Below are 23,261 nucleotides of genomic sequence, written 5' to 3'. Positions count from 1 at the left end.
GGCGGATGCCGCAGCGATACCGCGGCGGCATCCATAATAAATCGTTACTCAATCACGCCGCAGGCCAGCCGCGCGCCGCCGCCGCCCAGTTTTTCCGGGCTGTCGGCGTAGTTATCGCCGCCGGCATGAATCATCAGCGCATGGTTTTTCACCTCGGACAGCGATTTTATCCGCGGCGCCAGCACCTGATAGGTGGCGGTGCCGTCGGCGTTAACCACCAGCCCTGGCAGGTCCCCCAGATGTCCCTGGTCGGTATAAGGCCCCAGATGCTTGCCGGTTTTTTCAGGATCGAGGTGCCCGCCGGCCGCCTGCGCGGGCACGGTTTTGCCATCCTGTTCCGCCGGCGCGCAGTTGCCTTTTTCATGAACGTGGAAGCCGTGGATCCCCGGGGCCAGTCCGGTTAACTTCGGGGTAAAAAGTAGGCCATAGGGGGTTTCCGTTATCGACACCTCGCCAAGCGCCTTGCCGTTGCCCGTTGGCAGCGCTTCATTCAGGGTCACCGTGGTGCTGGCGGCGAATGCGGAACAGGAAAAGAACACGCCCGTCAGGATAAGAGCCTTCAGTTTCATTGTCTTTTGCCTCTATTGTTATTGGAGCGGCCGATGGTTCATTAAGCCGATATCGTCATGCAGGATGAATACATCTCGGAATGAAATAATAGTTGAGCCAGGGGAGGCGTCAAATCAGGGGATTGTTTTCTGAAGAAAAAATGATGCCAAAGGCATGAAATGTTCATTATTCAGCGGCGAAAACGCCGCTCCCCCGGAGCGAACCGGGGGAGGACGGCACTACTTCTCGGCGGGTTTAATCACCTTTAATATCACGCCCAGGCGTTCGCGTTGTTGGTCACCGACCTCGCGGGCGGCGGAATATCCCGCGTTTTGTATAATCATTTCATTAAGCGCGATCAGCCAGTCGTAAATATAAAACGCCGTATTGTTGGTGGGCGTGAGCGACAGCTTGGTCAGCCGCTGCGCCGCGCCCCAATTCACCGCCTGCTTTTCCGGCTTGGCGAAAATTTTATGACCGCGATTAATACGGCTGGCGGGGCGCAGCGCCTCGTCCACCTGCTGGAAGCCCAGCCAGGCGACAAAGTCTCCCAACAGGGTAAGCACCCGGGATACCTGACGGTCGGCTTTACTTTCACGGTGTACGGATAACTGTTCGCTATCCGCCAGCATGCCGACCAGCGCGTCTTCGATCTCCAGCCGGATACTGGCGGTGATCAGCTCTTCCACCAGTATTTCGATGGTCGCTTTAGCCACCCCCAGCAGTTCTATTAACGGCGCATTTTCCGGCAGGCCGCGCAGATGGTTTATCCAGTAACGATAAACATGGTGGGCATATTCCGCTTCATAGCCACGATCGAGCGCCTGAACGGGGGAGGCGGGTTGATCGATATCGACGGGTTCGTCGGCAAACAGATCGATTTCGATCCCGATGCCAAAAGGCTCGGCGCCGCTTAACGGCGCACCGGGATCGTCGGCTTCCTGCTGATAGCCATAGCCCGGTTGTCCCTGCTGCTTCAGGTAGAGGCGGCGCAGCTCGTCGCGCGAGGGCAATAATCGTTCCAGCAACTCGCCGTGTACGCCGGTGCGGGTCTGCAATGCTTTAAGCAGGGTTTCGGCGATACGCTGTTTTTGCGCCGGATCGTCGATTTCCGCCGGCCGATACCAGTTGCCCAGCAGATTATCTCCCAGCTCGCGCTGGATTTCGCCGAGCTGTTCATCGATGCGTCCGAGCTTGACTTCACGGTGAACCTCCGTACCCAGCCAGGCCGCCATGCGGCTTACGCCCCGTTTATCCATCGCCAGCATGGTGCCCCAGGCGTCGCCGGGATTGCCGACGTAACGCTGTACCGCGGCGTCATAGTTCTGTCCGTGCGTAATGCGGCGATCGAAGCGGGTCACCGCCCAGATCAGTCCCGGCTTGCGGCGGCTGCGAACCTGCGCGTTCTCCCCCTGGGTCTGTTTAACCCAGTAATCCAGCGCCTTGCCGACGGCTTTTACCTCGGAACGTTGGCCCGCGGCGCTGCAAACCATCAGCAAATTCATTTCCTGATTGTCGGTATAGCGTTCCAGCAGATAGGCGCGCTTGGCGCGCAACAGGCTATGCGCCAGGGGATGCGGATCCTTTTTCTCGTCGTCGTCCCGCTGAGCGACTGCCGGCGGCGTATCGCCGAAACCGGGGAAATCCAGTATATCGACCTGCTCAAACAACGCTTCGCGGGGAGGAGAATGCAAAGGGATCAGCAGTTCGGCCGCCAGCATCGTCAGCTCGGCCTGCGATAGCTCAACCGCTTTTGCCGCGCGGCCGTTCAATACCGGCCGCAGCAGCACCCCCGCGTCATCGGCGGCGTTGAGACGCTCCAGCGTGGCGCCGTTAATCATGCCGTTGGCGGGGCGCAGGGCTTCATCCACCAACACCCGGATCGGCGCCAGCACCTTGTGGGCGCCGGAAAGATGTTGCAGCGTATGGGCGAAATGGCGATAGGCGGCGGTCAGATCCTGACGCGCTCCCCAGAGCGGCGAGAACAGCTGCGCGCGGTCGTCAACACTGAGGTACGGCGCCAGTTCCACCGCCGCGGGCCAGAAGTGCGTCTCCAGCTGCTTTTGCCGTTTGGCGTCATGGCGCGCCAGATAGTCCCACAGGGCGACGACCTCATCCGCGTTTACGCCGGCAACGGGTTCCGGCTGGCGGTGCAGCAGCAGCACGCTCAGATGGTCGGCGATCTGCCGTTCGTCCAGCTCCTCGAACGCGTTTTCCTGTTGCCGCTCGTGCAGAAAGGCGTTGGCGATAATCTTGCCGATATCCGCTTCGCTGAGCAGTTGCAGCTGAACGGGAAAGGACTTATTTTTCACCGCCGCCTGACGGCTAAAGCGGGTAACCAGCGCGGTGGGGTGATTATCCGGGTTGATATGGGTAAGAAAATCAAGCTGCTGCCCCTCGAAAGAGGTTTCCAGCCGGCCATTCTCTCCCGCGGCCAGGGCGGAAATCAGATAAGATTTTCCCGCCTGCGACAGACCAAAGAAACCAATGGCGATATCTTTCAGCGCCACGTCCGACAGTTGTTGCGCCTTATTGCGATGACGACGCAGTTTAACAATCAGCCTGTCGGCCTCAATATCCAGCCGCGGCGCATGTTGCCGCGTGGTTTCGATCCAGTCGATCGCCCGATCAACGCCTTGCGCTACGGCCTGTAGCTGGCTATGGAGTCGGCTCGACTGTTGTTTGGGCGTTAATGGTTTCATTTTCTAAATACGCTCCCGCTATCGATCCAATAATGGGTCGCCCCTGAGTCGTTAGCGGCCAATGTGTTCAATTTAAGCCGCAAATGCTGCGGCGGAATGCGGCTGCCGTCGTCCAGAACCGCATCGGCGATGGCGAAATGTTCCGGGCCGTGCAGCTCGTCTCCGCCGGTCACCGCCAGCCTGACGCGCAGCACGCTGTCGCCGACCACCTTTCTCGCCAGTTCCTGATCGACAATCGACAGGATATACAGGGACGATGCCGGCCAGCGTTCGTTGTCCAGTTGGCGGAAGCCCAGGCAGAGCGATCCGCGCACCTGGAAGCCGCCGTCGGGATCGAGCGCAAAGCCCGGCGCATCCAGATCGATGTCGCTGTAATAGACATTGTCGGCACTCAGCACGTTATTACCGTCCATCATGCCAAGATAGCGCACGGTGGAATAGGGCTGAAAATCACCGACTTTAAAATAGAACCCCGGCAGCCGGAGATCCTGCGCCAGCAGGCAGAGCATCGCGCCGACGGCGGCGGTGGATTTCGGATTATCGATCCGCCCGCGTTTATTGAACGGATACCAGTCGTTGGTGTGATAGCCGTCCAGCGACAGCATGCGGTTGATCGGCAGCGGCTGCAAATGGCGGAACAACGCCTGAATACCCGGAAAACGGGAAGGGCGCCCGGTTAACAGCAGCACGTCGCAGGAATAGAGAGAGACGACCTCGGACATCAAACGCAGGTTTTGGGTAATGCCCATCCGGTTGGATAAAAACTCCCCATGCAGCTTGCTGAGTTTGAGGATCAGCGGCACCTGTAAAATATCGAAAGCGCTATCGTCAGGCAGTTCGCGCTGCACTTCGGTATTGACGTAATCCAGCACCTTCGGCGTGGGATGCTGCTCCAGCAGTTCGCCAAAGGAGGACTCTATTTCGGCGCTGGCGTCCAGCGGGTCGAAACCTTCATAGGCTTGCAGAATCGAACGCCCGATGGGGATGAATATCTGTAAGGTAACCTGCTGGCGCAACGTTAGCTGCCCGTCGATGCGCCCCTCGTTGCCGAACAGTTTGGCCATCAACGCCTCGGGGCTGGCCATTCCCGCCGTTTTCAGCGCCGCCTGTAGCGCCGGCAAGACATAAAGCTGGATAACGTCCAGCAGAATATCGTCGCCCGCCACCTTAAACCCTTCGCGGAACAGCAAACGCGGGATGATTTTAACGTTGCTGCCGACGCCGTCATCCAACAGATATTGCGTGATCGCCAAATCCGTGGTGCCGCCGCCGATATCAATCGACGCAATGCGTAACGTTTTGCCCGCTGGCTCGTTTTCCGACGTTTCCTTATCCGGACGCGCCATGCTGGCGAAAAAGTCTTCGGCGCGCCCGCCGAAATTGACCTGCGCTTCGTTGTACAGATACACCATTTGCCCGCAGGTGGCTTCATCCCACTCGATCTGCACTTCCGGCACCGGAACCCGGCTTTTCGCCCGGTCTTCCGGGGTGGTGAAATCGTCGTCCAGCGGATGCCAGCCCAGGGATTTCCATACCAGGGCGATGGCTTCATTCATCCGGCGGCGGAAAATTTCCCGCTCAGGCTTCGGCATCGCCGAGGGCAGGGTAAGAATAATATTGCGCAGCTGACGCGGCGCGCTGGAGTGGATCATTTTCTGGCGCTGGGCGGCGCTGTTCATCTGCATCAGAGCCTGCAACAGCAACTCGGACAGCATAAACGTCATCAGCGAACTGCGGCTGTAGTGCGGGGAAAAAACCGGCAAACGCTCCTCAAACGGCTGATGGTACAAAGGCCGGCCTTCGTCGTTGAGCAACACGGTCAGCGGCATGGCCGTCGCCGGCGGCTCGTTCTGCGCACTGGTTTCGGGCTGACTGAAGCGCCAGCCGGGCGCATAGCTCTCTTCATCCCACAGATAACGCCGCGGGCTGGAAATGCCGGTTGAGCCCTCCGCCCCCTGACGCAATAACGCCATTCGGCCGGCTTCACGGCCGACGCGGGTAATGGACGGCCAGATAAAGGCATCGTCGCGCCCGCTTTCAACGGAAAAGTTCTGCTTGCCGAATTTAGCCTGGGCAAATTCAACCCGGCTTTCAAACAGCTCGTTATACAGGTAGTGGGGGTGGCTCAGATCGCGCAGTTGCAGTTCGTACGTCTGCTTTAGTCCGTTGCTTTCATCGGCGTGATCTTCCACTAAAATGCCGCAGGTGTGGGAGTTGCCGACGTCCAGAATCAGATCGACGTTGACGGCGGGCTCCTGCAACGTACTGGCGTTAATGCGTATTTCCGGCACCGATAGCTGATTGCCCAGCATATCCAGCAAATTCATGTAATGCGCCTGATATTCAAATCCTCTGAGCGCCAGTTTAATTTCCCGCTCGTTGCGGTTTTCCCGCCTGATCGCCTGCTGGGTAAAAACCTCCCGCAGCCAGCCGTCCACCCAGGTGTGATCGAGAAACTCGCCCAGTTCATCGCTGTGATAGGCCAGCGCAAAGCCGCCCCCGGTTTTGATATCGTTCTCATTCGGCGCCAGAGATTCGTATTCGTGGCCCTCGGGGTAGACTTTGGTATCGAAGGCCAGGCAAATTCGATGCGTATTGCCGTCCTGGTCCGGGGTATCCAGCGCTAAGATCTGCATCCGCGCCCAGTTGTCCGGCCCGCCCATAAAGGTGCGCGGCGGGTTAAAACGCAAAAACGGCAGCGGCAGCCAGATTTTTTCCAGCAGCCTCAGCGACTGCTCGAGCGGAATGCTCAGTTCCGGCTTGACCACCTCCGGCGGGGCGCCCGCCGGCGACGGGAGGATGTATTTACCCGTCTGCGGGTTATAGATCAGGCGCAGCAACGGCCCATTGGCGCTTTTGCGCACATATTTATTGGGCGGCGCGGCGGATAATTCCGGTTTCAGGGCAAAATCAAGAAATTGAATGCCGCTGTCCTGAATAAGCGTAATTCTCTGTTGGTAATCGGTGATCGTCGCCAGCATTATGATTTACTCTCGCGCTTTATCGTCATGGGGAAGACCGCATCAGCGTTATAGCGACCGGTACACTCTGCGATGCCCGTCGCGCTTCGTTTACATACCAGCTCCGGCATCTTGAATCTGCTATTGTCGCTGCATCGCGCCCGATATCGGCTGTTGATGACCAGATTACCGGAACTCATCAATCCCGCCTCGATATCCGCCCGGCAGGTGATGCCGTCGCCATGGGTGATTCTTGCCGTACCCTTGCCGTTTTTAATCTGATACCTCAGGCTCGGCGGGCGGCCGGTAACGGTAATCGGGGTTCTGGCATCGACGGAAACCCGCCAGTTGCCGTTAAGGAAGTTGACCGACCCCAGCCTTACCGCGTCAGCCGGCATAACCAGCTCCTCTTTGCCGGCCGCGGCGGGCGGGGCAACCGGCGTTGGCTCCGGGATTACCGGCTCGGGAACCGACTCTGGCGCCGGCGCGGCCTCTTGCGATTCAGTCGCGGCTGACGGCGTGGCGGTTACCGGTCCAACCGGCGCGGTTTCCGGCGGCGATTCGGGACTTGCCGCTTCACTCTTCGCTTCCCGCACCTCAGGTTCGGCCGCCGGCTGCGGCTCAGGCTCGCGCACGGAAGCGGGCAACGCGCGTTTTTCGGGCTGTATGGTGGCGGCCAATGGCGTTGGCTCCGGCGTCTTATCCTGCTGAGCAAGCCATCCATAAATCTGTAGCGACAGCACCGCCAACAGCGCCGCCGCGGGGAATAGCCACCACAGGCGCAGCCGTTGGCTGCGGGCGGCGGCCTGAGGTTTAGCAGCCGGCTCCGGCGTGACGACGGGATTAGGCCGGGGCGGCGTTATCGGCGTAGCGGGGGGCTCGGCATTGACCGGCGCGGCGGCGAAAACCGGGGCGGCTTCTTCCACCTGACGCAGGCAATCCAGCGCGTCGGCGCGGGATTTTTTATCCAGATTCACAAATCCCCAGAAGGTCAATACCGGTTTGCCGTCAACCAGATAAACGTGGTTGGGGCCAGGGAACTGGATGGCTTTGGCCAGCAGCACGCCAAAAAGCTGCTGTGCCGGTTTTTCCGAGCGTTGCGCCCGCTGGCTGATATCGGCGACGGCCGCCTGATAGGTTTCCAATTGCTTTAGCGCCGCTGCCCGTTGCTCTTCGCTGGCGGCGATCCAGGAGGTTATCTTACCTTCCACCGGCGCGTACCAGTCAATACGGTCGCCGTCTTCGTTCGGCTGGGGGATAGCCAGACAATCCGCGATCGGCTGCTGTTTTCTGAGGCGCAATGTTTCGCGTAGCTGAAGTGCGGATGCATAAACCGGCTGTCCATTTTCGCCCAGAGCCAGAAAATCATCCAAACTCCCGCTACGTAAAAAAAGTTTTGTCACGCAAAAGAGACCTTTTGTAATAGATGCATGAAGGCAGAAAACAGGGTGTAATCTGCGACAGGCTATACTTTAGTGTATTGATGGTGAATCAAATGCTTAAAGAAGGGGCAAAACCGGCAAATATTTAAGCCATAGAGTACGGCGTTACGTCTGGCGGCCAATCCGTTGCCGCCAGAGTAAATCATTGGCAGTTAAACGCGCTAACGGCGGGGTCCGCGTAAATTGGTGTTGGACGACCATTCATAGGTGGCGGAGACATCGGGCTTAAACTTGTTCTTTTTCTTCTCGGTACGCGCTTTCTTGGCAAGAATTTCCCTTTCTTTCATTAAGTTATCAATATAATCGTCTTTGATATGGTTGCTTTCAGAGTTGGTAAGCGGGCGACCGTGTTTTTTCCTTTCCTGATCGAGCAGGGTTTTCAGTTGGCGTTGTTCACTTTCCGTCATGTCTTTCTGAGTCAGTCTTGGCATGGATATCGACCTGGTTGCGGGCAGGGAACTTCATTGTAGAGGAAAACCGCGCCGCGCTCAGAAAAATTATTTCAATGTAAACGGTCCTTATCCGGCTTTAAATCGCGAGGCGAGGGCGGATCAATGCGCCGACATATTGTCGTAAACAGCGCGCATTGCGTCGCATGTCCGATAAAATTCCTACGCAACATACTCTTCTAAGTAGCCTTAAATTAAGGCAAACTGGCTATCGTCACGGTCTGTCAGTGGTAGCTGGCAGCCGTTATGTCAACGAAGCGATGGTTGCGTCGTCGCCATTGTTAGTTCTCTTTAATTTACCTTCAGGTCATCAATTATCTATGCAAGATATTGCCTTTCGAGCCGACGTTGTCGGTAGTTTTCTCCGCCCGGCAGCGCTTAAGCAGGCACGCGCCGACTTTCAGGCCGGTAAAATCTCTGAGAGCGAGCTGCGCCATATAGAGGACGAGGCCATCATCGACCTGGTCGCCAAGCAGAAAGCCGCGGGCCTCAAAGCGGTGACCGACGGCGAATTCCGCCGCAGCATGTGGCACTCGGACTTCTTCTGGGGGTTTGACGGCATCGAACGCAAGTCGTCGGACTACCGCGTAAAGTTCAATGAAGTGACCACGAAATTTGATACGTCGCGGATTGTTGGCAAGATACGCTTTACCAGCCATCCCTTTATCGAGCACTTCACATTCCTGAAGTCCGTTGCCGGCGATGACGTTATCGCTCGCCAGACCATTCCATCGCCATCCCAATGTTACTGGGAATTTTTCCGCCCGGATAACCTGCAGGAAACGCTGCAGCAATACCCGGATCTGACCGAGCTCCAGAAAGACATTGTCCAGGCTTACCGCGATGTGGTTTGTGCCTTTTACGCCGCCGGCTGTCGCCACCTGCAGTTTGACGACTGCACATGGGGATTCCTGGTCGATCCGAAGAAATTCAATGAAATGAAAGGACTGGATATCGATTTTGATACCGTCGCCCAGCTTTATCTGGATATCAACAACCAGGTCCTCGCCGATAAGCCGGCGGATATGGTGATCAACACCCATATATGCCGCGGGAATTACTCGTCGGACTGGTGGACTTCCGGCGGCTACGAGCCGGTCGCGCCTTACGTACTCAACAAGGAAAATGTCGATGCGTTCTATCTGGAGTACGACACCGATCGCGCCGGCGGCTTCCAGCCGTTAGAAAAGGTGGGCGAGGGTAAAACCGTCGTATTGGGCCTGGTAACCTCAAAGTCGCCGGTACTGGAAGACAAGGAACAACTTAAGGCGCGCATCAGCGAGGCGTCGAAATTCGTTCCGCTTAAGCACCTTTGCCTGAGCCCGCAATGCGGCTTTGCCTCCAACGAAGAAGGAAATACCCTTACCGAGGAGGAGCAATGGGCCAAGATCCGCTTGATCGTGGAAGTCGCCAACGAGGTCTGGGGTGAATAACCGACCCAGACAGCTTGTGAAGTAAAAGAAAAGGGCGTTGGGGAGTCCTGCGGACTCTCCAACGGCTGTAAAATGCGACGAGATAACCTACAACGTGAAAATAGGCAAAATTGTCCCTTCTTCCGCGTGGTGATGAAAAGGTATATACTTTTTTAGTATATATTCAAGGGGGTAAGAACATGACCAAGCAAGCCGTTTTCACCATGAAACTTGAGGCTGAGCTGCGTGATACTTTTATGGCCGCAGCCGAAGCTGAGCATCGTCCTGCATCACAGGTTGTTCGCGATCTGATGAGACAATACATTGAGCGTCAGGAATACCGCCGTTTCCTTGAAGATAAGGTCAACGTTGCTCGTCAGGATATAGCGGCAGGAAGAAGTGTCGAACATAATGATGCAAAAGCTATCTTTGCCGCACGCAGGGCTAAAATAAAAGGTGGCTTGTGATAGTTTATTGGTCGGAACAAGCACTCAATGACAGTCAGCAGATATGGGAATATCTTGCCGAAAAAAATCCTGATGCCGCTGTGAAAATGGATGAGTTATTTGAAGCCTCTGCCGAGCGTCTTGCTGATTTTCCTTATATGGGGCACGAGGGGGAGATTGCCGGCACTCGAGAGATTTTTCCTCATGAGAATTATCGTCTGATTTACGAAATCCGGTCGGATGATGTTTGGGTATTGGCTTTAGTGCATACGTCGCAGCTTTGGCCCCGGATGAAAGGGGGGTGATTAATGAAAGCCATATCGGTAGTAAGAGAAAAATCTATCAAGTGGACTGGATGCCGGAGGATAGAGAGTTATCCATGACAATTCGGGCTGATTAATAAGGAGTTTTTTATTATGGTGTCAAAATTTACGGGGTATGAACAATACGATATTTTCTAAGTATTCAATTACTTAGAGGATTAAGTATGTCCATAAAAAACAAGACACGTGACCGGATACCCAATGGTCGCCTGAAATCATATCGCCGAGTTGGTTCCCGTTTTGTCAGTTGTGCAGCCTGGGCGAATAAATCACCATCCTGGTATCGAAATCAGAAGATAACCCGGCCGGAACGCCGTGAAGTAAAGCTGTTGCTGATTTGGCGCGGCAGTTTTTAGCGAGGTTCATATGAAACAAAAACTTCGTCGACGTAATCAGCGTTGGCTATCTGAACAGTGCCGAAAGGCAATTCTTAACGATCTGGAGCATGGCACTGAAGAAGTGGTATTTGATTCAGCGCATCGACACGACCAATGACAGCACCGGAATACCAGTTCCCTCCCACTCCTATCTTGGTGCGCATAATGTATATTATGTTAAATAAGATATTAAGCCCCATAGATAACCTGCATCACCTGACCTCTCCTATTGTCTTTGAACTAAACCTGCGAATTTCCATCCCAGGTCAATCCTCAAACCCTACTTCTGCTGCCGCCTAAACCGGGCAACCGTGAAGCCGGCGAGCCGACCAATCCGACCCTGTTCTTCTGCACGGTTTCGCCAGCTCTTCTCATCAGTTCCGCGAGTTGATTCCTTTGCTGGCCGATAAATTTCATCTGGTGGCGCCTGACCTGCCCGGCTTCGGTTTTACCGAGGTTCCGGCAGACCGTGATTACCGCTACAGCTTTGATTCGTTCGGCCAGACCCTCACCGATTTTGTCGATGCGTTGGGTTTGGAAAGCTATGCGCTGTATGTCTTTGATTACGGCGCGCCAGCCGGGTTGCGCCTTGCTCTCAATTATCCTGAGCGGGTGACGGGGCTGATTTCTCAAAACGGCAATGCCTATCTTGAAGGACTGGGTGACGCCTGGGCGCCGGTCCGCGCTTACTGGGAAGACGCGTCCGCTGAAAATCGCCAAGTTGTTAATGATGCGGTCATGAATCTGGAAGGAATTCGCTGGCAGTATCTGCACGGCGTAAAGGAGCCGGAAAAAGTGGCGCCTGAAACATATCATCTTGATACCCTGCTGCTTGAGCGCCCCGGCAACAAGGATATCCAGCTGGATCTGTTCCTGGATTATGCCAACAACCTGAAACGCTACCCCGATTTAGAGGGGATTTCCAATGAAATTGACCAGCCAAAGTTTTGAACAGGGTGCGCCCATTCCGGGCGAGTTTGCTTTTGCCGTTCAGGATGCCGAAAATCATCTGGCGTTATCCAGCAATAAAAACCCGCATCTATCCTGGAGCGAGGTGCCGGCCGCCACCCGGTCGTTGGTATTGCTGTGCGTGGATCCTCATGCGCCAAGCACCCTTGATAACGTCAACCAGGAAGGAAAAGAAGTTGCGGCATCGGTGCCGCGCGTTAACTTTTTCCACTGGGTGCTGGTGGATATTCCCGCGCAGGTTCGTGAAATTGCCGCCGGCAGCCACAGCGACGGCATTACCCCGCGGGGAAAAGCGCCGCTATCCGCAGAGGCGGGAATACGCCACGGCATTAATGATTATACCGCCTGGTTTAAAGACGATGAGCAGATGAGCGGCGATTACTACGGTTACGACGGTCCCTGTCCGCCATGGAACGATACCCTTGCCCATGATTATACCTTTACGCTCTATGCGCTTGATATTCCAAGCCTGGAGCTGCAAGGCAAGTTTGATGGTCCGACGGTATTATCGGCTATCGCCGGCCATATTCTGGCTGAAGCGAGTTTGACCGGCACGTACAGCCTCAATCCCGACGTGCGTTAGAAGTTTGGCGGGAAAACCGATGAAAGGCGACGTCCCTGATATTACCAACGCTCCGTTGCCGGTAGAACGCTACCGGCTCTATTCGATGGCTCTGCCTTACCTGCAACATGCGCATCAGGTCGTCGATTTTCGTTTTTTTGATGCGACGCTGCTGCTGGTGAAATCAGGGCGATTGAACCTGAGCCGCGGGCAGGATTTATCCATGCAACTGGACAACGCCGAGCACATCATGCTGGTTGCTCCGCATACCCTGGCCAACGTAAGTAAAACCCCCGATGCGGCGACGGGGGTATTTCAGTCTTTATATCTGAGCTTTTCATCCGAGCTTATTGCCGCGTTTTATCGCGATCGGGCGCCATTTTTTGCCCCACTGACGCCCCTTTCCGGTTTTAAAACGCTCTCGTTGGACGACGAACTGCGCGACACGCTGGATTACTGTTTGCGCGGGCTTAACGGCGGATCGCCAAGTTACCCGGTGCAGCAGCATCGTTTAAGCGGCGTGCTGATCGCCCTGGCCGAACGCGGGATCCTTTTTATGCCGCGCGACTCGGCCCCCCTCGGCGGCCGATTGACCGCGTTGCTGGCCGCTTCGCCGGAGTTCGCCTGGACGGCGGCGCATGCAGGCCAGCGACTCGGCATGAGCGAAGCGACGTTAAGGCGCCGGTTAGCGGAAGAACAGACCCACTTTCGCACATTGCTGCAGGATATCCGCATGCACCACGGGATGACGCTGCTGCAAACGACGCGCTGGAGCCTTGCTCAAATCGCCGATGCCTGCGGTTATCGCGCCACGTCCCGCTTTTCACTGCGTTTTAAACAGCGATTCGGCTGTTCTCCCGCCGATATCCGCTGATGATTCAGACACGCCTATCGACTAAAATAGTGCTCCGCCAGAATGGCGGCGCCATCGTCTATCGCCTTGTGAATTGACGTCACGGCGCGTTCGCCGTCTCCCGCGGCCAGGGCCAGCAGCAGCTCGTCATAATTATGCTGTCCCTGCGCCATTTCAGCGGACTGGGGATAAAGATAGTTAAAACAGGGGCCGATCTGGACCCATAGCTGCTCGATAAGCGACGTCAGCGTCGGCAACCCGGCATATTCATACAGCGCGAAACGGAACTCACGGTTGGCCTGCAAGGCGTGCTCAACGTTTTGCTGCCGTTTGGCGGCCATAAATTGCGCATTAAGGGTTTGCAAACGGGCCAGTTTTTCCGCATCCAGCGCGCCTGCCGCCTGTGACACCGCCAGACCTTCGAGCTTTTTACGAATCAGGGTGATCTCCTGATATTTACCCAGCGGTATGTTCGGCACCAAAAAAGCCTGCGCCGGGGTGGCGTCCAGCGCGCCCGCCGCCACCAGGCGCAGCAACGCTTCGCGCACCGGCGTGACGCTGGTTCCCAACTGCCCGGCAATCTCTTTCGTCACCAGCCGCGCGCCGGGTTTAAGCACGCCGACAATCAGGACGGCTTTCAGCTTTGCCTCGACCTGCATCGTCAGGCTTAGCCGCTGCGCTTTTTCCATCTCAAACATAATGCCCCTTTCCTTTTAGCAAAAAATTGTCTTTCCTTTTGCGGTTTAATCCGTGGCCTGCCAGAAATGCATTATATAGGATATATCATGTATCAAAAAGTTGAACACCGATTAAACAATGCCTGTTTTTCGCTAACGCGTTTTTAATTCCGTCAGCCTGTCGTTGGCGGCTTCACTTGGGGAAGAATCTTATGAGAATACCTGCCCGCAAGCTTGCGTCGCTGGCCATGTTGTTCAGCCTGATGTCTCCGCTCGCCTCCGCTTCCGAACTGGTGATCGCCCAGTCGGCTTCCGCCACGGCGCTCGATCCCGGCTTTTTGAAAGAGCCGGCGACGCTGGTCGATAATCTGTTCGACACGCTGGTGATGCGCGACCCGCAGATGAACCTGCAGCCCGGCCTGGCGCTCAGCTGGCAGGCGATTGATGATTCCACCTGGCAGTTCGAGCTGCGTCAGGGGGTCAAGTTTAGCAACGGCGAACCGGTTAACGCGCAGGCGGTAAAATTCTCCATCGAGCGTATTCTCGACCCGGCCAATCACGCGCCGACGATTTCTTATATCCGCACCATTAAATCCGTTGAGGTCATCAGCGACTATCGGGTGCAGATCCATACCGCCGGGCCGGACCCGCTGCTGCCGACGCGCATGAGCCGCTACCCGGCCTATATCGTGCCGCCTGGCTATGTCGCCCAGGTCGGCCGCGCGCAGTTCGCCCGTAAACCTATCGGCAGCGGCGCCTATACCCTGGCCGAGTTCGTGCCGGACGAAAAAGTGGTTATGAAAGCCAACCCGGACTACTGGCGCGGCAAACCGGCCATCGACTCGGTTGTCTGGCGCCCTATTCCTGAAGCCACCGCCCGCGTCACCGCGCTGCTGACCGGCGAGGTACAGCTGGTGGAGAGCGTTCCGGCGGATCTGGTGCCGGCGCTGCGCAATAAGCCGAATATTCATCTGGAGCAGGTCAAAGGCGGCGGGCTGACTATCTATCTGGGCCTTAAAAACGATCGGCCGCCGCTCGACGATGTGCGCGTTCGCCAGGCGCTCTCCCTGGCGCTGAACCGCGACGCCTATACCAGCCAGCTGTTGCACGGTTTCGGCACGCCGACGGGAACCATGGCGGGCGCCAAGGATTTCGGCTATCAGGCCATCCCGGCCCCGGCACAGGATATCGCCAAAGCCAAAGCGCTGCTGGCCGAGGCGGGTTATCCAGATGGTTTTACCCTGCGCTTTCAGGCGCCGCGCCGCTATATCGCCAGCGCCGACGTGGCGCAGGCGATCGTGCAGGATTTGGCGGCGATCGGCGTCAAAGCCCAGCTTGAAGTGCCGGAGTGGTCGGTTTACACCCAGCAGGTGGCGGCGCAAAAACAGGCGCCGCTGTATATGCTGGCCTGGGGTTCGACCCAAACCCTGGATGCCGATGCTGCGCTGTATCCGATACTGCATACCGGCGAACCCTATTCAACCGTCAGCCTGCCGGAGCTGGATAACTTGCTCAATGAAAGCCGCCTGACGGTTGACGCGGCAAAACGCGAAAAAATATTGCAGCAAATCCAGCTTGTGGTCGCGCAACGGCAACCCCTGATCCCGCTGTATCGTGAAGACTCGATCTACGCCAGCAGCAGCGCCCTGACGTTTACCGGGCGGCCCGATGCGCGTATCCCGCTGTTTGATCTGAGGCTTAAATGATCCCATGGTATACGGCATGGCGCAGAAAGCCCCGTCGTCTCTTTTACGGCGACGGGGTGCTGGGCGGCCTGCTGCTGGCGACGGCGATCGCCGCGGCGCTGGCGTCGCCCTGGCTGCCACTCCCGGATCCGCTGACCAACCATCTTGCCGCTAGCTTCCTGCCGCCGGGCAGTTCCAGCGCTTCGGGTACGCACTGGCTGGGCACCGACCAACTGGGGCGCGACCTGCTGGCGCGTATTCTGGCGGGAACCCGGCTGTCGCTGTTTATCGTGCTGATGGCGGCATCCATCGCCGCGGTGATGGGCTCATTGCTCGGCATGTTGGCGGGCTATGTGGGCGGCTGGCTGGACGCGGTGATTATGCGGTTGATGGATATTCAGCTGTCCGTGCCGTTTATCTTGCTGATTTTGCTGGTTATGGCCCTGTTCGGCACCTCGCTTGCCAACATCATCGCCATTATGGGCGTAACCGGCTGGGCGGTTTATGCCCGCGTCGCCCGCGCTAAAACGCTGGAGATCCGCGAACTGGAATATATCGAATCGGTGCGCGCCATGGGCTTTTCAACCGCGCGAATTTTATTGCGCCACGTGTTACCCAATCTCATCACCCCGCTGGTGGTACTGCTGACGCTGGATATTCCCCGGCTGATCGTCCTCGAAGCCTCGATAGGTTTTCTCGGCATGGGAATTCAACCGCCCACGCCGACGCTTGGCAACCTGATCGGCGAAGGGCGATCCTCCATGCTGCTCGCCCAATGGCTGGTGCTCTATCCGGGGTTGTTTATCGCCGCGCTGGTCGTCGGCACCAATCTGCTGGGCGACTGTCTGTCGCGCCGAACGCATACCAGGATCGATTAAGATGCCGCTATATATTTTGGCTCGTCTCGGACAGGCGGTACTGGTGATGTTCGGCGTCTCGCTGCTGATTTTTTTCAGCCTGCATCTGACGGGCGACCCGGCGGCGCTAATGATGCCTCCCGGCGCCTCCCAGCAGGAAATCGCGGCGTTTCGCCACAGCATGGGGTTTGATCGCCCGTTATTATGGCAATACGGCCGCTACCTCCATGACGTGCTGCATGGCGATTTAGGGGAGTCGTTGCGCTACAGCCAGCCCGTCACCGCCCTTATCGGGCAGCGTCTTCCCGCCACGCTGTTGCTGGCGGCGACCGCGCTGGCGTGGAGCACCCTGGTCGGCTTAATGCTCGGCATCTTCAGCGCCCTGAAGCAAAACAGCCCCTGGGATCTGATCGCGCGGCTGTTCGCCTTCAGCGGCCAGGCGGTACCGGTATTCTGGCTGGGCCTGCTGCTGATTATGCTGTTCAGTCTGAATCTGGGCTGGCTGCCCTCCGGCGGCTATGGCGACGCAACGCATCTGATTATGCCGGCGTTAAGCCTGGGAGCCTATTATATGAGCGCCATCGCCCGCCTGATCCGCTCCAGCCTGATCGACGTATTGCAGCAGGACTATATCCGCACGGCGCGGGCCAAAGGGCTGAGCCAGTGGCGCATCCTGGTGCGCCACGCTTTGCGCAATGCGCTGATCCCCGTCGTCACGGTACAGGGTATGTATTTCGCCTCGTTGCTCGGCGGCGCGCTGGTCACCGAAATCATCTTTGCCTGGCCGGGTATCGGCCGCCTGGCCGTTCAGGCCATCCAAAACCGCGACTTCCCGCTGGTGCAGGCGATTGTTCTGTTGGCGGCGCTGGTCTTCGTCGGCATTAATCTGATTATCGATCTGCTCTACGTGGTGCTCAACCCGAGGATCCGCCTGTGACCGAACCTCTTGATGCGTCCGTGCAAGCCACCCTTGAATTACTGACGGCGCTCACGCCGTTTCGCAGCGTCGCCGGCGAGATAGCGCAGCAGCGCGGGCTGGCGCAGTGGCTGGAAAGCTGGCTGGAGACGGAGCTGGGCGCGCGGCCGATCCTGCCCGTCCGGCAGCAGCTGTCGCACAGCGCGCCGCCGCTGGTCCATGCCCGGCTGGAGATGGGCGCGGCGAAAACGCTGGTGCTGTACAACATGTACGACGTGATGCCCGCCACGCCGCTGGGATGGGATATCCCGCCCTTTACCGGCGGCGTGACGGAGTGGCCGACGCTTGGCGCGGTGTTTATCGCCCGGGGCGCGGAGAATAACAAAGGCCCGCTGGCGGGAATGCTGATGGCGGTTAAACATCTGCTGGCGGCGGGAGAGCTGACCGTCAATATTGAATTTATTCTCGAAGGCGAGGAAGAGAGCGGCAGCGGCAACCTGCGGCGTTACCTGGCGCAGCGCCCCTGCCCGGTCTCCCCGGCCGCGGCGGTGCTCTTTCCGTCGTTATGCGAGTACGGCGGCGGCCAACCGCGGGTTTATCTCGGCTTCACCGGCCTTTGCAGCGGCAGGCTGTCCGTCAGCGGCGGCCCCTGGGGCGGCCCGCAGGCCGCCATTCATGCCAGCAACGCCGGCTGGATAGCCAATCCGGCATGGCGGCTGGTCGATGCCCTGAATGCCATCGCGCCCGCTCATGCCAGTGGCGTGCTGGATAGCCTTATCCCCGATAAAGAAGCCGATGCGCTGCTGGTCGAACTGGCGAAAAATTTCAGCATGGCGGATGAGCTGCGTTTTCGCCGCAGCGCAAGGCCGTTCGTCACCGGCGACGCCCTGAGCTGCCTGCGGCAGTGGCTCGGCGCCGCCGTGCTCAACCTGGCCGAGATACATACCGATCCGCCGGGCGGCAAGGGAGTGATCCCCTATCGCGCCACGGCGGAGCTGGCTTTACGCATTCCGCCGGGACTCAGCCCGGAGCAGGCGATAGCCGGCATGCGGCAACGGCTGGCGGCACCCGGGCTGGAAGGGGTCGAACTACGGCTGGACGACAGCTATCCCGGCTACCGTTTCAGCCGGCACGCCGCCGGCGTTAACGAGTTGCTGGCCAGCTATCGCCACCACCACGCCAGGCCGCAAATCTGGCCGTGGGCGCCGGGGTGCGCTCCCGCTTACGCTTTCGCCCCGGTGGCGCCGGCGTTTCTTATCGGCGGCCTGGGCCACGGCGGCAACGCTCACGGCGTTAATGAATTTGTCACGCTGCGCGGATTGCGGCGCTTTCAGCAATCGCTGACCTGCTGGCTGCGCGCATTTTGATTTTATTACCCGGCGCCGCGGCGCCGCGATATCAGGATAGGCAAGATGAAAACGGTAGATGACTTTGAACGTGTGGCACTCGGTTTCTTTCCCACTCCCCTCGAGCCGCTGAGGAACCTGGGGGCGGCGCTGGGGATCGAGCTGGAAATCAAACGCGACGATTACACCGGGTTTGGCGGCGGCGGCAACAAAGTGCGCAAACTGGAATACCTGATGGCCGATGCCTGCCGGCAGGGGATAAATGTGGTGATCACCACCGGCGGCCACCAATCCAACCATGCGCGGATGGTGGCGGCGGCGGCGCGAAAATTCGGCATGAACCCGGTGCTGGTGCTGCGCGGCAATCCGCCGGACCGCTATCAGGGCAACCTGCTGCTGGACAAACTGTTCGGCGCCGAGCTGGAGTTTCTCGATCCGGAAGGCTATTTCAGTCAGATAGCCGACGCGATGCAGGCGCACGCCGATGCCGCCGCCGCGCGCGGCCTGAAAGCCATGATCATCCCCCTCGGCGGCGCCACGCCGTTGGGCGCCCTGGGGTATGTGCGGGCGGTGGAAGAGATCGATTCCCAGCTCAAGGATCGCGGGCAACGGCCCCCGGAGGCGATCGTCGCGCCAACCGGGTCCGGCGGCACGCTGGCCGGTTTGTATGTCGGCGCGCGCCAATACTGGCCGCAGACCAAAATCGTCGGCATCAGCGTCAGCGCCAAAGCGCCCTGGTTTCAGCAGCGCATCTCCGCCATGGCGCAGGAGTGCGCCGACTTACTGCAATGGCCGCAGCGCTGGGCGCCGGAGAATATCTGGATCGAAGACGATTTTGTCGGTGCGGCGTACGGCGTGCCTTCGGCGGGCGGTATCGAGGCGATTTACCGCGTGGCGCAGGCCGAAGGGGTATTGCTGGATCCGGTCTATACCGGAAAGGCCATGCACGGGCTGATCGACCTGGTCGAACGAGGGGAAATCGCGCCGGGAGCGCGGGTGCTGTTCATCCACTGCGGCGGCTCGCCGGCGCTATACCCGTTCGCGCAAACGTTGCTGGAGCGCTGAGATGCGGCCGGCGTTACGTTATCTCAGCCAGCAGGATGTCATCCAACTGGGCGGCGCCGACCCGCACCGGGCCTTACAGGATGTTATCGACGTGGTGCACCTGATGCGCGGCGGCGAAGCCCATATGCCCGCGGAAACCCATATCGATTTGGCGACGCCGCTCGGTAAGGCCTACGCCCTGCCCGCCTACGTCGGCGGACGTTTTAACGCCGCCGGGGTCAAGTGGACGGCGCACCGTCCCCAGGCCGCGGATTCGCTGCCGCAGGCGCTGGCGCTTACCCTTATCAACCGCGCCGACAGCGGCGTGCCGGTCGGACTGGTGGAAAGCGCGCTGCTGACGGCGACGCGCACCGCGGCCGTCTCGGCGATCGCGCTGCGCCATGCCGCGCCGCGGCCGGTGAAACGGGTGCTGTTGCTGGGCGCGGGCGTGCAGGCGCAGGCGCATATCGCCATGCTGAAATCCCTGTTCCCCGATCTGGAACAGCTGATCAGCTGGAACCGCACCGCGCAGAAACGCCAACGCCTGCTGGCTAATGCCGGCGATCTGCCGTGGCCGGTAGCCTGTCCCGCCACCCTGGCCGCGGCCCTCGCCGGCGAAGCGGATGCGCTTATCACCTGTACCAGCGCCACGCAGCCCTTTCTTGGCGCGCCGGCGCTGCGTGAAGGCACCATCGTGCTGCAAATCGGTTATCACGAAATGCAGTTCGCCGGCATCCGCCGGGCCACTAAAGTCGTCGCCGATCTGTGGGGCGATTTCAGCCAGACCAGCGCCAAAAGTCTGTTTCAGATGTTCCGCGCCGGGAGCTTTTCCCCCGACGAACTGGCCGCCGATCTCGGCCACCTGCTGATCGACCACTGGCGGCCCGCGGCCGACGACCGTGTGTACTTTTCCTCTTTCGGCCTGAACGTTTTCGATATCGCCCTCGCCGCCCGCCTGCTGCAGGATGCCGAACGGCGGCAGCGCGGCCGCTTATTACCGTTGTTTCCAGGAGTTCAGTGATGTTGATAACAGCCAAAGAGATATTGACGCAACAGCGACTGGGGCAATCCTACCTGTTGATTGACGTGCGGGAGGAGGCCGACTGGCGCAGCGCCACGCTGCCGGGCGCGGCCAATATGAACGTTTACGATTATTTTATTCCCGACTGCACCGCCGAGGGGCTGGCGGCGATGGCGGCATCCTTTCAGGCGGAGTGGCGGCGACTGGCGCAGAATAATAGCGGCATCCCGGTTTTCTTCGAACGGCAGGTTGGGATGCGCTCGCCGCGCGGCGCCTGGTTCGCCTGGCTTATCGGCCGGGAAGACGCCCTGATTCTTGACGGCGGCGTCGACGCCTGGCTAGCGGCGGGAGGAACCTTACGGCCGGGAAACGGCGCCCGCGCGGCCATATTGGCTGGCGATGCTGAAACCACGCCGCCCGCGCCGCTGACGGCGCGCCAACGGAGCTGGGTCGCCAGCCGCGACGAAATACGGGCCGCGGACGATATCGTCACGGTGATCCTTGATGTGCGGCGGCCGGCTGAATTCGACGGCAGCTTTGTGCATGACTGTTGTCACCGCGCCGGACGCATACCCGGCGCCCGTCTTTTATTCTGGCAGGAGGTCATCGAAGACGGCCATTTCCTGCCTGGCGACAGGATTGCCGAACTGGCGGCGGGCGTCGGGTTATCCCCGCAACAGCGCATTATGATTTACTGCCATCGCGGCGCGCGCGCCGCCACGGTTCTCGCCGCGCTGCGGCTGGCGGGCTATCAAAACCTGGCGGTTTACGTCGGCTCCTGGCATGAATGGGCGGAACATGCCGAACTGCCGTTGTTAACCGGTGCGGCGCAATAACAGCGCCTGGCGGATATCCGGCGCGGCGGCGATCAGCTCGCGGGTATATTCATGCTGCGGCGCGTTAAGTACCTGAGCGGCGGCGCCATATTCCACCACCTTGCCGCGATACAGCACCGCCACCCGGTCGCAAACCTGACGCACCGCGCCCAAATCATGGCTGATAAACAGGATCGTCAAGCCAAGCCGTTGCCGTAGTTGATTAAGTAACGCCAGTATTTGTCCGCGAATCGACAGGTCCAGCGCGGAAACCGCTTCGTCGGCCACCAGTAAATCCGGCTCCAGCGCCAGCGCGCGGGCAATGGCGATGCGCTGACGCTGTCCGCCGGAAAACTCCCCCGGCAGTCGGCGAGCGTGCTGCGGCTCCAGCCCCACCAGTTCAAGCAGTTCGGCGACGCGCGCCGGGATGTGCTTTACCGGCCGGAGTTTGTACACGCGCAGCGGCTCGGCTATCTGCTCGCCTATGGTCATTTTGGGGTTCAGGCTGGCGTAAGGATCCTGAAAGATAATCTGCGCGCGGCGGCGTAAAGCCTGTTTCTGCGCTTTGCTCGCCCGTCGGAGATCGGTGCCGTCGAAAATCACCTCGCCGCCGTCCGCCGGGATCAGCCCTATCGCCGCCCGCCCCAGGGTAGTTTTTCCCGACCCCGACTCGCCAATCAGCCCGACAATTTCACCGCGATAAATATCGATGGTGGTGGGAAACAATACCGTCCGGCGCTCCCTGTTGAAAAAAAACCGCGCCTGTTGCCGCGGGTAGCTTTTGGTCAGGGCGCGTAAACTGAGCAACGGCCGGCCGGCGCCGGACAGGGTCGGCGCCAGCGGCTCGGACCCTGAGGCGGCAATCAGTTTTTGCGTATAGGGGTTTTGCGGCGAAGTGAGCAGCGTGGGAACATCTCCCTGCTCGACTATATGACCGCGATGCAGCACATAGGCGCGATCGGCATAGCGGGCCACCACGCCGAGATCGTGGGTTATCAGTAAAATACCCATCGCCATCTCCCGCTGCAATTCCTGCAATAGCGCCAGAATCTGCGCCTGAATAGTGACGTCGAGGGCGGTGGTGGGTTCATCCGCAATCAGCAGCGCGGGTTTGCAACTGATGGCGCTGGCGATCATCGCCCGCTGGCGCATGCCGCCGGAAAGCTGGTGAATATACTGTCCGGCGCAGTGCGCGGGATCGATGATTCCGACGCGATCCAGCAGTTCTATCGCCTGCCGGCGCGCCTGTCGCCAGCTTAACTGCCGGTGACGCACCAGCACTTCGGCAATCTGCTCGCCGATTTTCAGCACCGGGTTCATGCTGGTCATCGGCTCCTGAAAGACGGTGGCCATCTGCCTGCCGCGTAACCCTGCGGCGAAAGGCCGCTGCGGGCCGGCGATCGTCGCGCCATTAAACATAATGGCGCCGTGATGCTGCCGCACGCCCTCAGGCAGCAGCCCCATCAGCGCCAGCGCGCTAAGGGTTTTGCCCGACCCCGATTCCCCCACCAGCGCGACGATCTCGCGGCGGTCGACATAAAAGGAAATGTCATTAACCAGAGCAAGCCCGTCGACGGTTCCTATGCCGAGTCCGGTTGCTTCTAATAAATGTGTCGCTGATGACATAAAGCGCCGCCTGCCAGAGAAAGGTGAGTAAAGAATATATCCTATATTCTCTCCCGGCGACGCGGCGGGCTTAGTCCGATTCGGGATAAGGTATGCCTGCGGCGCACTTGGGCGCCTGGTTTGCGTAACCGGCGATTATTGCATACAGTTAAAGACGGCAATGTAAACCGCATTTCATTTTCCTTATCGGTCTGATAGCAAAATCGGCAGCGGACCGTCGCGCAACGCAG

The 23,261-nt window shown here is 58.9% G+C and carries 19 protein-coding genes and 1 pseudogene; 13 read left to right on the top strand and 7 right to left on the bottom strand.

Annotated features, from left to right (window positions below; all coding sequences use genetic code 11):
• Positions 1-44 precede the first annotated feature (44 nt).
• From sodC to MFP24_RS23525, 5 genes are all read right to left on the bottom strand, one after another.
• The gene (gene sodC, locus MFP24_RS23545; RefSeq protein ID WP_249232256.1) at positions 45-569 is read right to left on the bottom strand and encodes a superoxide dismutase [Cu-Zn] SodC; all 525 of its coding nucleotides are present in this window, start codon (positions 567-569) and stop codon (positions 45-47) included.
• A gap of 219 nt (positions 570-788) precedes the next feature.
• The gene (locus MFP24_RS23540; RefSeq protein ID WP_249232257.1) at positions 789-3,251 is read right to left on the bottom strand and encodes a putative virulence factor; all 2,463 of its coding nucleotides are present in this window, start codon (positions 3,249-3,251) and stop codon (positions 789-791) included.
• Complete coding sequence (locus MFP24_RS23535; protein WP_249232258.1) at positions 3,248-6,232, bottom strand: virulence factor SrfB; 2,985 nt, start codon at positions 6,230-6,232, stop codon at positions 3,248-3,250. The genes MFP24_RS23540 and MFP24_RS23535 overlap by 4 nt, the downstream gene beginning before the upstream one ends.
• Positions 6,232-7,614 (bottom strand): SrfA family protein, encoded by a 1,383-nt coding sequence (locus MFP24_RS23530; RefSeq protein WP_249232259.1) that lies wholly within the window; start codon positions 7,612-7,614, stop codon positions 6,232-6,234. Before MFP24_RS23530 ends, MFP24_RS23535 begins: the two co-directional genes overlap by 1 nt.
• Before the next feature lie 200 nt (positions 7,615-7,814).
• Positions 7,815-8,084, bottom strand: a complete 270-nt coding sequence (locus MFP24_RS23525; RefSeq protein WP_249232260.1) for a YjbD family protein — start codon at positions 8,082-8,084, stop codon at positions 7,815-7,817.
• Positions 8,085-8,422: 338 nt separating this feature from the next.
• On the opposite strand from MFP24_RS23525, the gene MFP24_RS23520 reads away from it, so the two are divergent.
• From MFP24_RS23520 to MFP24_RS23495, 6 genes and pseudogenes are all read left to right on the top strand, one after another.
• The gene (locus tag MFP24_RS23520; protein WP_249232261.1) at positions 8,423-9,535 is read left to right on the top strand and encodes a 5-methyltetrahydropteroyltriglutamate--homocysteine S-methyltransferase; all 1,113 of its coding nucleotides are present in this window, start codon (positions 8,423-8,425) and stop codon (positions 9,533-9,535) included.
• Between the two features lie 179 nt (positions 9,536-9,714).
• Positions 9,715-9,981, top strand: coding sequence for a CopG family ribbon-helix-helix protein (locus MFP24_RS23515; protein WP_249232262.1), 267 nt, complete (start codon positions 9,715-9,717; stop codon positions 9,979-9,981).
• Positions 9,978-10,265 carry a type II toxin-antitoxin system RelE/ParE family toxin gene (locus MFP24_RS23510; protein ID WP_249232263.1) on the top strand — a complete coding sequence of 96 codons (288 nt, stop codon included), beginning with the start codon at positions 9,978-9,980 and terminating at the stop codon, positions 10,263-10,265. Before MFP24_RS23515 ends, MFP24_RS23510 begins: the two co-directional genes overlap by 4 nt.
• A gap of 681 nt (positions 10,266-10,946) precedes the next feature.
• Positions 10,947-11,602: pseudogene (locus tag MFP24_RS23505) on the top strand (alpha/beta fold hydrolase); the annotation flags it as partial.
• On the top strand, positions 11,586-12,212 hold the full coding sequence (locus MFP24_RS23500; RefSeq protein WP_249232264.1) for a YbhB/YbcL family Raf kinase inhibitor-like protein: 627 nt from the start codon (positions 11,586-11,588) through the stop codon (positions 12,210-12,212). The pseudogene MFP24_RS23505 and the gene MFP24_RS23500, both read left to right, overlap by 17 nt.
• A 19-nt stretch (positions 12,213-12,231) precedes the next feature.
• Positions 12,232-13,065, top strand: coding sequence for a helix-turn-helix transcriptional regulator (locus tag MFP24_RS23495; RefSeq protein WP_249232265.1), 834 nt, complete (start codon positions 12,232-12,234; stop codon positions 13,063-13,065).
• 14 nt (positions 13,066-13,079) lie between these two features.
• On the opposite strand, the gene MFP24_RS23490 is transcribed toward MFP24_RS23495, so the two are convergent.
• Positions 13,080-13,742, bottom strand: coding sequence for an FCD domain-containing protein (locus MFP24_RS23490; protein ID WP_249232266.1), 663 nt, complete (start codon positions 13,740-13,742; stop codon positions 13,080-13,082).
• A 191-nt stretch (positions 13,743-13,933) separates the two neighbouring features.
• Here MFP24_RS23490 and MFP24_RS23485 point away from each other — a divergent pair, with 191 nt between their 5' ends.
• From MFP24_RS23485 to MFP24_RS23455, 7 genes are read left to right on the top strand one after another with little or no spacing between them, the layout of a single operon-like run.
• A complete protein-coding gene (locus MFP24_RS23485) occupies positions 13,934-15,427 on the top strand; it encodes an ABC transporter substrate-binding protein (RefSeq protein WP_249232267.1) in 1,494 nt (497 codons plus the stop codon).
• Positions 15,424-16,284, top strand: a complete 861-nt coding sequence (locus MFP24_RS23480; protein WP_249232268.1) for an ABC transporter permease — start codon at positions 15,424-15,426, stop codon at positions 16,282-16,284. Before MFP24_RS23485 ends, MFP24_RS23480 begins: the two co-directional genes overlap by 4 nt.
• A gap of 1 nt (position 16,285) precedes the next feature.
• Complete coding sequence (locus MFP24_RS23475; RefSeq protein ID WP_249232269.1) at positions 16,286-17,200, top strand: ABC transporter permease; 915 nt, start codon at positions 16,286-16,288, stop codon at positions 17,198-17,200.
• Entirely contained in the window at positions 17,197-18,546 is a 1,350-nt protein-coding gene (locus MFP24_RS23470) for a M20/M25/M40 family metallo-hydrolase (RefSeq protein WP_249232270.1), read from the top strand. The genes MFP24_RS23475 and MFP24_RS23470 overlap by 4 nt, the downstream gene beginning before the upstream one ends.
• A 45-nt stretch (positions 18,547-18,591) precedes the next feature.
• A complete protein-coding gene (locus tag MFP24_RS23465; protein ID WP_249232271.1) occupies positions 18,592-19,590 on the top strand; it encodes a 1-aminocyclopropane-1-carboxylate deaminase/D-cysteine desulfhydrase in 999 nt (332 codons plus the stop codon).
• A 1-nt stretch (position 19,591) separates the two neighbouring features.
• Complete coding sequence (locus tag MFP24_RS23460) at positions 19,592-20,590, top strand: ornithine cyclodeaminase (protein ID WP_249232272.1); 999 nt, start codon at positions 19,592-19,594, stop codon at positions 20,588-20,590.
• Complete coding sequence (locus MFP24_RS23455; RefSeq protein WP_249232273.1) at positions 20,590-21,426, top strand: sulfurtransferase; 837 nt, start codon at positions 20,590-20,592, stop codon at positions 21,424-21,426. Before MFP24_RS23460 ends, MFP24_RS23455 begins: the two co-directional genes overlap by 1 nt.
• On the opposite strand, the gene MFP24_RS23450 is transcribed toward MFP24_RS23455, so the two are convergent.
• Positions 21,406-23,031, bottom strand: a complete 1,626-nt coding sequence (locus tag MFP24_RS23450; RefSeq protein WP_249232274.1) for a dipeptide ABC transporter ATP-binding protein — start codon at positions 23,029-23,031, stop codon at positions 21,406-21,408. The genes MFP24_RS23455 and MFP24_RS23450 overlap by 21 nt on opposite strands.
• Between the last annotated feature and the right edge of the window lie 230 nt (positions 23,032-23,261).

It is taken from the genome of Brenneria tiliae (genome assembly GCF_023347575.1).
Taxonomy (GTDB): domain Bacteria; phylum Pseudomonadota; class Gammaproteobacteria; order Enterobacterales; family Enterobacteriaceae; genus Brenneria; species Brenneria corticis.
This window is presented reverse-complemented; position numbering and strand designations above follow the sequence as displayed.